A 12,996-nucleotide genomic window follows, 5' to 3' on the forward strand; every position below is an offset into this window, starting at 1 on the left:
GATGATAGACTATCGCCCCTGATAAATCTCGCTTATTATATGTGACGAGAAGTTTAATGGAATGTTGCGATTTTGGTGAATACCAACACCGAGACCGGACACTGATGTCGTGTCTAAAAGTTACGCAATTTAAAGAATCTTTTTCCCGATAAAGTAGTGCAAGTGCGTATGATTACAATAAAGAAGGGTCTGGACCTTCCTATCGCAGGAACTCCTACCCAGGTGATTAATGATGGTAAATCCATCAAGAAAGTCGCCTTGCTTGGCGAAGAGTACGTCGGCATGCGTCCTACTATGCATGTCCGCGTAGGTGATGAAGTGAAAAAAGCTCAAGTTCTTTTTGAAGATAAAAAGAATCTTGGGGTGAAATTTACTTCTCCAATTAGCGGTAAAGTAGTCGAAGTTAACCGTGGTGCGAAACGTGTACTTCAATCTGTTGTGATTGAAGCTGCAGGTGACGAACAGGTAACATTCGAAAAGTTTGAAGCGGCTCAAATAGCAAGTTTAGATCGTGAAACGGTCAGAACTCAGCTTATTGAATCCGGTCTTTGGACTGCTTTGCGTACTCGTCCGTTTAGCAAGGTTCCAGCTGTTGCGTCTTCTACCAAGGCTATTTTTGTTACTGCAATGGATACCAATCCACTCGCAGCGCAGCCTGAGTTGATTATCAACGAACAAGAAGAAGCATTTATCGCTGGTCTTGACGTCCTTTCAGCCCTAACTGAAGGCAAGGTTTACGTTTGTAAATCTGGCTCTAGTCTTCCTCGCTCTTCTCAGTCAAATGTAGAAGAACACGTTTTTGATGGTCCCCACCCTGCAGGTCTTGCAGGTACACATATGCATTTTCTCTATCCAGTGAATGCAGAAAGTGTCGCGTGGAGCATTAACTATCAAGACGTTATTGCGTTTGGTAAGTTGTTCTTAACTGGTGAGTTATATGTAGATCGTGTGATCTCTTTAGCTGGTCCTGTTGTCAACAAACCACGCTTGGTTCGCACTATTATTGGTGCAAGCTTAGACGAGTTGACTGATAACGAGTTAATGCCAGGTGAGGTTCGTGTGATTTCTGGTTCGGTACTTACTGGTACTCATGCTACAGGTCCACACGCATATCTAGGTCGTTACCATCAGCAAGTTTCCGTATTACGAGAAGGTCGTGAGAAGGAACTGTTCGGCTGGGCTGTGCCTGGTAAGAACAAATTCTCAGTGACAAAATCTTTCCTTGGTCACATCTTCAAAGGTCAGTTGTTTAACATGACAACTACGACGAACGGTAGTGATCGTGCAATGGTTCCAATCGGTAATTACGAGCGCGTAATGCCACTTGATATGGAACCGACATTGCTACTTCGTGATCTATGTGCAGGTGACACAGACAGCGCACAAGCGTTGGGTGCTCTTGAGCTAGATGAAGAAGATTTAGCATTGTGTACCTTTGTATGTCCTGGCAAATACGAATACGGCGAATTGCTGCGTGAATGCCTAGATACCATTGTAAAGGAAGGGTAATCCATGCTTAAAAAATTCCTTGAGGATATCGAGCATCATTTTGAACCAGGTGGTAAACATGAGAAGTGGTTTGCGCTTTACGAAGCAGCAGCAACACTTTTCTACACCCCTGGTCTAGTGACTAAGAAAAGCTCGCACGTTCGTGATAGCGTTGACTTGAAACGTATCATGATCATGGTTTGGTTCGCGGTATTCCCAGCAGTGTTCTGGGGTATGTATAACGCGGGTGGTCAAGCTATCTCAGCACTTAACCACATGTACGCTGGTGAACAACTAGCGGCAGTCGTTGCCGGTAACTGGCACTATTGGCTAACTGAAATGCTAGGCGGTGTTATTGCTGCCGATGCAGGTGTTGGCAGTAAGATGCTCTTAGGTGCGACATATTTCCTACCAATTTATGCCACAGTATTTATTGTGGGTGGTTTTTGGGAAGTGCTGTTTTGTATGGTGCGTAAGCATGAAGTAAACGAAGGCTTCTTTGTTACTTCCATTCTATTCGCATTAATTGTTCCACCAACATTACCTTTATGGCAAGCAGCGCTAGGTATTACCTTCGGTGTTGTTGTTGCTAAGGAAATTTTTGGTGGTACTGGTCGTAACTTCCTTAACCCAGCACTCGCTGGTCGTGCGTTCTTGTTCTTCGCATACCCTGCTCAAATTTCAGGTGATGTTGTTTGGACGGCGGCTGACGGTTTCTCTGGTGCGACGGCTTTGAGCCAATGGGCTCATGGCGGTAGTGGTGCGCTGATTAACAATGTAACTGGTGCGAATATTACTTGGATGGACGCGTTCATCGGTAATATCCCAGGTTCAATTGGTGAAGTATCAACACTAGCACTGATGATTGGTGCCGCTATGATCGTTTACATGCGAATTGCGTCTTGGCGCATTATCGCCGGTACAATGATCGGTATGATCGTGGTAGCAACCCTATTCAACGTAATCGGTTCAGATACTAACCCAATGTTTAATATGCCTTGGCACTGGCACCTAGTTCTGGGTGGTTTTGCGTTTGGTATGTTCTTCATGGCGACAGACCCTGTATCCGCTTCATTTACCAACGGCGGTAAGTGGTGGTACGGCATCTTAATTGGTGCAATGTGTGTGATGATTCGAGTGGTTAACCCAGCTTATCCTGAGGGTATGATGCTGGCGATTCTATTCGCGAACCTGTTTGCACCTCTGTTCGACCACGTGGTTATTGAGAAGAACATTAAGCGGAGACTAGCACGCTATGGCAAGTAATAACGATAGCATTAAAAAAACGCTGTTTGTTGTTATCGCATTGAGCTTAGTGTGCTCAATCATCGTATCAACAGCGGCAGTTGTTCTACGCGACAAACAAAAAGCAAATGCGATTCTGGATAAGCAATCTAAAATCGTTGAAGTTGCAGGTATTGAAGCCGATGGTAAAAATATACCTGAGCTATTTGCACAATATATCGAGCCTCGTTTAGTCGATTTCAAAACAGGTGAGTTTATTGAGAAGACTGAAAGTGGTCTTACTGCGGTAAATTATGACCAACGTAAAGCGTCGAAAGAGCCTGCACACTCAATCAAACTGACTGCCGATCAAGACAAAGCGAAGATCATTCGTCGTGCTGATGTCGGTATCGTATACCTAGTAACAGTTGGTAATGAAGTGACTAAAGTGATCATTCCCGTACACGGTACAGGTTTATGGTCAATGATGTACGCTTTCATTGCTGTTGAAACTGACGGCAATACGGTTGCGGGTATCACTTACTACGAGCAAGGTGAAACTCCTGGGCTTGGTGGTGAAGTTGAAAACCCAGCATGGCGTGATCAGTTCGTTGGCAAGAAGCTATTTGACGAAAACCACAAACCAGCAATCAAGGTTGTTAAAGGTGGTGCACCAGCAGGTTCTGAGCACGGTGTTGATGGCCTTTCAGGCGCAACGCTAACCGGTAACGGTGTTCAGGGTACATTCGACTTCTGGTTAGGTGATATGGGCTTTGGTCCTTTCCTAGCAAAAGTTCGTGATGGAGGGCTGAACTAATGTCTAGCGCACAAAATATTAAAAAGAGCATTATGGCACCGGTGTTGGATAACAACCCGATCGCTCTACAGGTGCTTGGTGTTTGTTCTGCTCTTGCAGTAACAACAAAACTAGAAACTGCGTTTGTTATGACGCTTGCAGTAACGTTTGTAACTGCTTTGTCTAACTTCTCTGTATCTCTAATCCGTAACCACATACCTAACAGCGTACGTATCATCGTTCAGATGGCGATCATCGCTTCTTTAGTAATTGTAGTTGACCAAGTATTGAAAGCTTACCTATACGATATCTCTAAGCAGCTATCAGTATTCGTAGGTCTTATCATTACTAACTGTATTGTAATGGGTCGTGCTGAAGCGTTCGCGATGAAGTCCGCTCCATTCCCGTCATTTATTGATGGTATTGGTAATGGTCTTGGTTATGGTTTCGTTCTAATTACTGTTGGTTTCTTCCGCGAATTATTCGGCTCAGGCAAATTGTTCGGTATGGAAGTTTTACCACTAGTAAGCAATGGTGGTTGGTACCAGCCTAACGGCTTGATGTTACTTGCACCATCTGCATTCTTCCTGATCGGCTTCCTAATCTGGGTAATCCGCATTCTGAAACCAGAACAAGTAGAAGCGAAGGAGTAAGGACGTCATGGAACATTACATCAGTCTGTTAGTTAAATCGATTTTCATCGAGAACATGGCACTGTCTTTCTTCCTAGGTATGTGTACTTTCCTTGCAGTATCTAAGAAAGTTAAGACTTCTTTCGGTCTAGGTGTTGCGGTTGTAGTTGTACTGACTATCGCAGTACCAGTAAACAACTTAGTGTACAACCTTGTACTGAGAGACAATGCGTTAGTTGAGGGCGTAGACCTTAGCTTCCTAAACTTCATCACCTTTATTGGTGTAATCGCTGCACTTGTACAGATATTAGAGATGGTTTTAGACCGTTTCTTCCCACCTCTGTACAACGCACTAGGCATCTTCCTACCGTTGATCACAGTAAACTGTGCAATTTTCGGTGGTGTATCTTTCATGGTACAACGTGACTACAACTTTGCTGAATCTGTTGTTTATGGGTTTGGTTCAGGTGTGGGCTGGATGCTTGCTATCGTCGCTCTTGCAGGTATACGAGAGAAGATGAAGTACTCTGACGTTCCTCCTGGTCTACGTGGTTTAGGTATCACATTTATCACGGTAGGTTTAATGGCGTTAGGCTTTATGTCTTTCTCTGGTGTTCAACTGTAAGTCGGGTAAACCGCAGCAAATAAGGGATAGTTAATGTCTACTATTATTTTTGGTGTAGTAATGTTTACCCTGATTATACTAGCGCTAGTTTTAGTGATTCTTTTCGCTAAATCTAAACTAGTACCAACAGGTGACATTACAATTTCTGTGAACGGTGATGCTGATAAAGCGATCGTTACACAACCAGGCAGTAAGCTACTATCAGCACTTTCGGGTGCAGGTGTATTTGTATCTTCTGCTTGTGGTGGCGGTGGCTCATGTGGTCAGTGTCGCGTTAAAGTTAAATCTGGCGGTGGCGATATTTTGCCAACTGAGCTTGATCACATTACTAAAGGTGAAGCTCGTGAAGGTGAACGTTTAGCGTGTCAAGTGGCAGTGAAAACTGACATGGATATCGAGCTTCCAGAAGAAATCTTCGGTGTTAAAAAGTGGGAATGTTCGGTTATCTCTAACGATAACAAAGCAACATTCATCAAAGAGCTTAAGCTGCAAATTCCAGATGGCGAATCAGTACCTTTCCGTGCTGGTGGTTACATCCAGATTGAAGCGCCTGCTCACCACATCAAATACGCAGATTATGATGTTCCTCAGGAATATCGTGAAGATTGGGAAAAGTTCAACTTGTTCCGTTACGAGTCTAAAGTTTCAGAAGAGACAATTCGTGCGTACTCCATGGCGAACTACCCAGATGAGCACGGCATTATTATGCTGAACGTTCGTATTGCGACTCCACCGCCAAATAATCCAGAAGTAGCGCCAGGCATCATGTCTTCGTTCATCTGGTCTTTAAAAGAAGGCGACAAGTGTACTATTTCTGGTCCATTTGGTGAGTTCTTTGCGAAAGACACTGACAACGAAATGGTATTCGTTGGTGGTGGTGCTGGTATGGCTCCAATGCGTTCACACATTTTCGATCAGTTAAAGCGTTTAGGCTCTAAGCGTAAGATGTCTTTCTGGTATGGTGCTCGTTCTAAGCGTGAAATGTTCTATGTAGAAGATTTCGACGGTCTAGCAGCAGAAAATGAAAATTTCGTATGGCACTGTGCATTGTCTGATCCTCTTCCAGAAGATAACTGGGATGGTTACACAGGCTTCATTCATAATGTTCTTTTTGAAAACTATCTGCGTGATCATGAAGCGCCAGAAGATTGTGAATACTACATGTGTGGTCCACCGATGATGAATGCAGCTGTTATTGGTTTGCTGAAAGATCTTGGTGTAGAAGATGAGAATATCCTTCTAGATGACTTCGGTGGCTAAATTTCTGCCTCATTGACGCGCTAGCGGTGTTAGCTGCATAAATCCTCCTTAGTTACATAGCTATCTATGCTCCTAGGAAAGGATTGATTGGCTGCCTTGCTAACACATCAATGAGTTGAAATTAGTATTTCACCAAAGATGTATAAGATGGCTGACTCTAGGGTCAGCCATAATTTTATGGTCTTAGTGAATATAAGAGAGCTGATGAATAGCGCTAGTTGTCTTAAGCGATAGCTTTCTTATGTTTTCTTTAATGAGATAGGAATAAACAAGTGAAAAAGTGGCTTGTTGTCTTTGCTTCTCTGTTGGTATTGGCTGGTTGTGAAAAGCCAGTGGAGCAGATTCATTTAAGTGGTCCTACAATGGGGACGACTTATAATATTAAATATATCGGACAGGAGGGGATCTTAGATCCTCAAGTGTTACAAACCGAGATTGATCGTTTACTCGAAGAAGTAAACGATCAGATGTCTACCTACCGTAAAGACTCTGAGTTAAGTCGTTTCAATCAGCATCAGACTAATGAATCGTTTGAAGTGTCTACACAAACGGCGACGGTAGTGAAAGAAGCAATGCGCTTAAACGGTCTTACTCTTGGTGCATTGGATGTGACTGTAGGTCCTCTTGTAAATTTATGGGGCTTTGGCCCAGAGGCTCGCCCTGACGTAGTACCAAGTGATGAAGAACTTGCTGAACGTAAAGCCAATGTGGGGATTCACCATTTATCAATAGTGGGGAATAAGTTGCGTAAAGATATTCCCAATCTTTATGTCGATTTGTCGACCATCGCAAAAGGGTGGGGCGTTGACGTTGTTGCTGACTATTTGCAAGCGGAAGGCATCAAAAATTATATGGTAGAAGTCGGTGGTGAGATGCGTCTAAAGGGGCTTAATCGTGAAGGTATTGCTTGGCGTATCGCGATTGAAAAGCCAACAGTAGATGAGCGCAGCATTCAAGAGATCATTGAACCAGGTGATATGGCCATTGCAACAAGTGGTGACTACCGTAATTACTTTGAGAGCGATGGTGTGCGATACTCACATATCATCGATCCGCAAACGGGCAAGCCAATCAACCACAAAGTGGTATCGGTAACCGTATTAGATAAATCTTCAATGACAGCGGATGGCTTGGCAACAGGCTTAATGGTGTTAGGTGAAGAGCGCGGTATGAAAATCGCCAATGAAAATAATATTCCTGTTTTTATGATCGTGAAGACAGACGATGGATTTAAAGAATTGGCTTCGGAAGCTTATAAGCCATTCATTGATAAATAACGAGCTAAGTGAGCACATCATTATGAATACATTTTTGATCACATTTGGGGTTTTCATTGCTGTGATTGCTGCGATGGCTGTTGGTTACATCTTCCAAAAGAAAGTGGTGAAAGGAAGTTGTGGCGGGCTTGGAGCTGTAGGCATTGAAAAAGTCTGTAACTGTCCAGAGCCATGTGACGCACGTAAAAAGCGCGAAGCACGTGCGGCTATCAGAGCAGAGAAACTTGCGGCATGGGAAAAAGATCGCATCGCATAATAGGTGTTTACTACCAATATAAAAAACCGGCGAATGCCGGTTTTTGCTTTTTGTTGCTAGCCTAATCAAACACAACGCGGTTTCGCCCATTTTCTTTGGCTTGATATAGTCTGTCGTCGGCTAACTTGATTTGTTGCTCTAGAGTGGTCTGTGCACAAGCAACACCAATGCTTATCGTGACGTTAATTGGCGTGTTTTTGTGAGTTATAGTAGTGTTCGCAATTCGTTGGCGTAGTTTATCTAAACGAGCTGCAAAGTCAGTAAATGTTCCGCAGGCTTGAATGCAAAACTCTTCACCACCGAAGCGGGCGACTATATCTTCCGGAAAATAGAGACGCAGTATTTTAGCGATGGTGACCAAAGCCGTGTCGCCACCATCATGACCATAGGTGTCATTGACTTGTTTAAAGTGATCAATGTCTAACATGGCGATATTGCGCACTTGGCAGCCACTACAAGTTTGATTGAATAGGTAGCGACGATTCCATAATCCAGTAAGGGAATCTTGATTTGCCATACGATATAACTCATTGGTCGCTTCTTTCATATCAAGTATCTGGTGTACGCGACAATAGAACTCTTCAGGATGAAATGGTTTATTCAAAAAATCATTGGCACCAGCTTTTAGAAACTGCGCCGTGAGGGTTGGGTCGTCAGTGGCGGATAACCCCAATATTGCCAGTCGCTTGCGATCCCAGCTTTGTCGTATTTCCCGAATCATTGAGACACCATCTTTTTTTGGCATATCATGATCAGTTATAACGAAAGTGATGGCGGGATCATTTTGCAGTTGAGCGAGCGCATCAACCCCATTTTCCGCTTGTGCTGTCGAGATATACTGATGTTCGAGAAGCTGGACAACGTGATTACGAACGGTTTGAGAGTCATCAACCACTAAGCATTTATGATGTTGGTTTTTTTCTAGACGCTGGATAAGAGGCAATATGTACGATACGGAAGCTGTACTGTCTTTTAGTAGGTAATCGACCACTCCTTTTGCGAGCATTTGCTCTCTGAGTTCAGGATTAAATAGTGCCGTAAGAATGATTGTCTTGTGTTGGTAAGTAAGCGCTAACTCAATTATTTCACCATTCTGTCCATCCGGTAGACAATAGTCGAGTACGCAGCAGAGCAGCTCTGGTTCGTTTGAAAATACGACTTTTGCCTCGACCATGTCCTTTGCGCAGAAGACCTGGTATCCCGCCTGACTCAATAGCTGCTCTAAATAATTGCGAAAAGTGAGGCTATCTTCAACCACCAAAATTTTTCTATTCACGCTGCTTCCAATAGCTGTCTAATTATTGAGGCAAATAGTAAAGATTTATAACTGAGTGGGCTATTAGCAAGGTTGATAAATGGTACATCGGTTGGTTAGAAATTATTTCCTTTGCGTTGGATATAAATTATACTGTGTTTTTAACCAGTATATTGGTGTCAAATAATGTCGGAGCAGGTAAGAAAAATTATTCATGTAGATATGGATTGTTTTTTTGCAGCTGTAGAAATGCGCGACTTTCCACAATACCGTGGTAGACCCCTCGCGGTTGGTGGTAGTGAAAAGCAACGCGGTGTCATTAGCACCTGTAATTATGAAGCGCGCAAGTTTGGTGTTCGTAGCGCCATGCCTACCGCAAGAGCATTGCAGCTCTGTACCAATTTGCTTGTCGTTCGTGGACGAATGGATGTGTATAAACAAGTTTCCCGTCAAATTCGTGTCATCTTTGAGCGTTACACAGCGATTGTAGAGCCACTCTCTTTGGATGAAGCTTATCTTGATGTAACACATGCAACAGCCTTTCATGGCTCTGCTACATTAATTGCCGAAGCGATTCGTCGCGATATATTTAATGAGCTCAACTTGACGGCTTCGGCCGGTGTCGCTCCGATCAAATTCTTAGCAAAAGTTGCTTCTGACATTAATAAGCCCAACGGACAGTTTGTTATTACCCCTGATCAAGTTCAGCAAGTGGTTGATAAACTACCATTGGAAAAAATTCCGGGAGTGGGTAAAGTTAGCTTAGAGAAACTGCATCAAGCTGGTTTCTACTTGTGTGAAGACATTAAAAAAGCTGATCATCTAGACTTGTTGCGCCGGTTTGGTCGCCAAGGTGAATCTCTGTGGAAGCGCAGTCATGGCATCGATGATCGTGAAATTGTTGTAGAAAGAGAGCGTAAGTCAGTCGGTGTTGAACATACTTTTAGCCAGAATATTTCCAGTTACCAGCAGTGTTGGCAAGTGATTGAAGAAACATTATTTCCAGAGCTCGAACGACGTCTCATGAAAGTTAGCCCAGATAAAACAGTTCTTAAACAAGGAATTAAACTAAAGTTTGCCGACTTTCAGCTCACAACGATAGAACATATTCACCCACAGCTTGAATTAAATGATTTTCGCCAGCTACTGAGTGATGTTTTGCAGCGTCAAGATGGGCGCGAAATCCGTTTGTTAGGATTAAGCGTTATGTTGAAACCTGAACTGCAAACTAAGCAATTAAGCTTCTTCTAATCGTCTGTGGTATCCTCAGCGCGTCGTCTAAATACTCGAATTAAAAATGGATAAACAATTAATTATTCGTGCCATCGTCTCGGCATTAGAAGTCAAACTTGCCATTGCAGTTACTGCTACTCAGCGCGCTATTGATGCCGCTACTGACGAAGAAACCGTCCCTGAGCATAAGTATGACACCTTAGCGTTAGAGGCTTCTTATTTAGCGCATGGACAAGCGATACGTGTGCAAGAATGTGAGAATGAATTGAATTTACTTCGTAACTTAAAAGTACGAAGTTTTAACGAACAAGCGATTGCTGTGGGCGCTTACATCGAACTGGAAGATGGACAGGAGTCGATAAAGCGTTTTTTTATCGCCCCCTGTGCTGGTGGATTAGAGGTAGCTTACCAAAATAACCCCGTTTACTTGCTTACGACTCAGTCACCGCTAGGTAGATTATTGAAAGGTAAATATGAAGGTGATGATGTATTGCTCGTTCTTGCCGATAAATCAATCGCCTACCAAGTCGTGACGGTACGCTAACATGCATCGATAATATTGATGTTATAGTAAATAAAGATACAACACCTAATTGAGTGGGCACCATGAAGCAACTGTTAACCTTGTCTCTTATCCTCGTGAGTGCGGGCAGCTATGCTGCTCAGTGCCGTATAGACCTGAAAAATCAACTTACTTTAAATGGTGAACAGATCGAAATCACTCAAGCCGATGGCGACACAGCAAAGGTTGATGGTGACAATAACTTATTTATTCACGGCGAGAAAATAGCGTTAGACGCTGAGCAACAAGCATCCATAAAAGCCTATCGCCAGAAAATGAATGATTACCTGCCCAAAGCGAAACAGATTGCGGATGATAGTGTCGCGCTTGCCAATGAAGTAATTGACGATATAGCCCAAAGCCTTGATGCTCCCAATGCATTTGATGATGTTAAAAAATCGGTCCAAGAGTTCTACGCCGATGTTGAGTCACGTTATTATAAAGATGGTGATTTGATTTTACCTGCACAAAGCTTTGCCGAAATGACGCAATCGTGGACAGATGATTTCGCCAAAGCGAAAGAAATTTTCACCACTGAATTCATGGGCAATGCAATGGTAGTGCTATCTGAAAAGATGCAACAGGATGATGGGCTGAACTTAACTGAGTTGTCTGAAAGCATGTATGAACTAAAGGCAAGAATTGCACAACGTATGGCTGAGCACACGAAACAAGCCGAGCAGCAAGCTCAAGATTTATGTGAATCATTAGATGACATAGCGGAGCAAGAGCAGGATGTATTGAAAAAGATCCCTCAGTTAAAGGATTATCAAACCTTTGCTATTTGATATCTAGCACTAGAGACGGGCGCCATATGGTGCCCTTTTTTATATCTACTGAATTTATGTATTGAATTATTTACAGTTTGAATGCTTAGTTTGTTGATTGATATCAGGAATAATTCACTACTGAGTATTGCGTTGGATAACGTCTCACTATAATGTACTAGCACACTAGTTCATTGGTATTTTTGTGGGTAGTATGACACAAGCAACTTCTTCTAATCGTGAGCATTTTGGTTCACGACTTGGCTTTGTATTAGCCGCTGCTGGTGCAGCTGTTGGTCTTGGCAACATTTGGGGTTTCCCAACCCAAGCCGCCAGTAATGGTGGCGGTGCATTTTTGTTAGTTTATTTGATCATGATCCTTATCGTGGCATTCCCCATGCTGGTGGTGGAAATGTCGATAGGTCGCTACGGTCAAGCGAACCCTGTTGATAGCATGCGCTCACTAACACCGAGCCCAGTAGGTAAGTTTTTGGGTGGCATTGTTGGTTGGATAGGCTTAAGTGTGCCAAGTGCTGTATTAGCGTTTTATAGTATTGTTGGCGGCTGGTTAATTTGCTTTATGCTGGGTGCAATAACCGATGTATTTGGTTTTGAAACGGTTACCGCATGGTTTAAAGGGTTCAGTGTTGAGCGCAACTTATTTGGTACTCTCGTTTTTTATGTTCTCACTATTCTCATTGTGCAAGGCGGCGTTAAACAAGGTATTGAAAAATGGTCAACACGATTAATGCCAGCATTGTTTGTGTTATTTGCGTTGTTGTTTGTTTATATCATGACGCAATCGGGAGCAGTGGAAGGGCTAAAACATTACCTTGTGCCTGATTTCGAGAAGGTATTTGATCGTAAGTTGATCTTAGCAGCAATGGGGCAAGGTTTTTTCTCCTTAACTATTGGTGGTTGCTCGATGCTGATCTACGGATCTTATTTAAGTAAAAAAGAGAATTTGCCTAAAATGGCAATGAGCGTGACCTTGGTCGATACTGCAGTAGCATTTATGGCGGGCTTAGTCGTGATGCCCGCGATGTTTGTAGCGATGCAAAAAGGCGTACAAATCTACGCAGAAGACGGATCTTTGTTAAGCTCAGACACGCTTGTGTTTACCGTATTACCCCTAATGTTTGATAGTTTAGGTTTGCTCGGGCAGCTTTTTGCTATAGCATTTTTCTTACTATTGACTATTGCAGCTTTGACGTCGTCGATTTCAATGCTGGAATGTCCTGTATCTTTGGTCAGTGAGCGTTTAAACACCAAGCGCGGCTCAACAAGCTGGGTTCTTGGTGGTTTAATTGCACTATTGAGTGTGGTGATTGTGTTTAACTTTGGTGCTATGTTTGGTCTGGTCGCCACGGTGGCAACGCAATATTTGCAACCAATCGCTGCTCTACTGTTTTGCTTATTTGGTGGTTGGGTATGGAGCCGAAATGCGAAAATCAAAGAATTGGAGCAAGGTTGCCCTGAGTTCACACAAGGCTGGTTTGGTAAGTTGTGGCCTGCGTATGTGAAGTTTGTATGTCCTATTCTGGTCGCAACTGTGATATGGGCGTCATTTGGTTAAGTTACTCTTTAGGTACAAAAAAGCCCGCAACAGCGGGCTTTTTTC

13 protein-coding genes are annotated in these 12,996 nt (G+C 43.2%); 12 read left to right on the plus strand and 1 reads right to left on the minus strand.

What is annotated here, in order from left to right:
* Positions 1 to 168: 168 nt before the first annotated feature.
* The 8 genes from L4C38_RS00400 to nqrM all read left to right on the plus strand — a co-directional run bounded on the left by L4C38_RS00400 (position 169) and on the right by nqrM (position 7,558).
* Positions 169 to 1,509, plus strand: a complete 1,341-nt coding sequence (locus tag L4C38_RS00400; protein WP_428796006.1) for a Na(+)-translocating NADH-quinone reductase subunit A — start codon at positions 169 to 171, stop codon at positions 1,507 to 1,509.
* A gap of 3 nt (positions 1,510 to 1,512) precedes the next feature.
* Positions 1,513 to 2,754: an NADH:ubiquinone reductase (Na(+)-transporting) subunit B gene (locus tag L4C38_RS00405; RefSeq protein WP_428795556.1), complete on the plus strand. Its 1,242-nt coding sequence runs from the start codon at positions 1,513 to 1,515 to the stop codon at positions 2,752 to 2,754.
* Positions 2,744 to 3,529, plus strand: a complete 786-nt coding sequence (locus L4C38_RS00410; protein ID WP_428795557.1) for a Na(+)-translocating NADH-quinone reductase subunit C — start codon at positions 2,744 to 2,746, stop codon at positions 3,527 to 3,529. Before L4C38_RS00405 ends, L4C38_RS00410 begins: the two co-directional genes overlap by 11 nt.
* Positions 3,529 to 4,161, plus strand: a complete 633-nt coding sequence (locus tag L4C38_RS00415) for an NADH:ubiquinone reductase (Na(+)-transporting) subunit D (RefSeq protein ID WP_428795558.1) — start codon at positions 3,529 to 3,531, stop codon at positions 4,159 to 4,161. Before L4C38_RS00410 ends, L4C38_RS00415 begins: the two co-directional genes overlap by 1 nt.
* Before the next feature lie 7 nt (positions 4,162 to 4,168).
* A complete protein-coding gene (nqrE, locus tag L4C38_RS00420; RefSeq protein WP_428795559.1) occupies positions 4,169 to 4,765 on the plus strand; it encodes an NADH:ubiquinone reductase (Na(+)-transporting) subunit E in 597 nt (198 codons plus the stop codon).
* Positions 4,766 to 4,798: 33 nt separating this feature from the next.
* Complete coding sequence (gene nqrF, locus L4C38_RS00425; protein WP_428795560.1) at positions 4,799 to 6,025, plus strand: NADH:ubiquinone reductase (Na(+)-transporting) subunit F; 1,227 nt, start codon at positions 4,799 to 4,801, stop codon at positions 6,023 to 6,025.
* Positions 6,026 to 6,297: 272 nt separating this feature from the next.
* A complete protein-coding gene (locus L4C38_RS00430) occupies positions 6,298 to 7,302 on the plus strand; it encodes an FAD:protein FMN transferase (RefSeq protein WP_428795561.1) in 1,005 nt (334 codons plus the stop codon).
* Positions 7,303 to 7,324: 22 nt separating this feature from the next.
* Positions 7,325 to 7,558 carry a (Na+)-NQR maturation NqrM gene (nqrM, locus tag L4C38_RS00435; protein ID WP_428795562.1) on the plus strand — a complete coding sequence of 78 codons (234 nt, stop codon included), beginning with the start codon at positions 7,325 to 7,327 and terminating at the stop codon, positions 7,556 to 7,558.
* A gap of 61 nt (positions 7,559 to 7,619) precedes the next feature.
* Here the strand turns inward: nqrM and L4C38_RS00440 are convergent, their stop codons facing one another.
* On the minus strand, positions 7,620 to 8,834 hold the full coding sequence (locus tag L4C38_RS00440; protein ID WP_428795563.1) for a GGDEF domain-containing response regulator: 1,215 nt from the start codon (positions 8,832 to 8,834) through the stop codon (positions 7,620 to 7,622).
* A 165-nt stretch (positions 8,835 to 8,999) separates the two neighbouring features.
* Between L4C38_RS00440 and dinB the strand changes: the two genes are divergently transcribed.
* From dinB to L4C38_RS00460, 4 genes are all read left to right on the plus strand, one after another.
* Positions 9,000 to 10,064: a DNA polymerase IV gene (gene dinB / locus L4C38_RS00445; protein WP_428795564.1), complete on the plus strand. Its 1,065-nt coding sequence runs from the start codon at positions 9,000 to 9,002 to the stop codon at positions 10,062 to 10,064.
* A gap of 46 nt (positions 10,065 to 10,110) precedes the next feature.
* Positions 10,111 to 10,590, plus strand: coding sequence for a GreA/GreB family elongation factor (locus tag L4C38_RS00450; RefSeq protein WP_428795565.1), 480 nt, complete (start codon positions 10,111 to 10,113; stop codon positions 10,588 to 10,590).
* A 62-nt stretch (positions 10,591 to 10,652) separates the two neighbouring features.
* The gene (locus L4C38_RS00455) at positions 10,653 to 11,396 is read left to right on the plus strand and encodes a YggN family protein (protein ID WP_428795566.1); all 744 of its coding nucleotides are present in this window, start codon (positions 10,653 to 10,655) and stop codon (positions 11,394 to 11,396) included.
* 193 nt (positions 11,397 to 11,589) lie between these two features.
* Positions 11,590 to 12,951 carry a sodium-dependent transporter gene (locus L4C38_RS00460; RefSeq protein WP_428795567.1) on the plus strand — a complete coding sequence of 454 codons (1,362 nt, stop codon included), beginning with the start codon at positions 11,590 to 11,592 and terminating at the stop codon, positions 12,949 to 12,951.
* The last annotated feature ends 45 nt before the right edge of the window (positions 12,952 to 12,996 follow it).

The organism is Vibrio kasasachensis, from assembly GCF_050337565.1.
GTDB classification, from domain to species: domain Bacteria; phylum Pseudomonadota; class Gammaproteobacteria; order Enterobacterales; family Vibrionaceae; genus Vibrio; species Vibrio kasasachensis.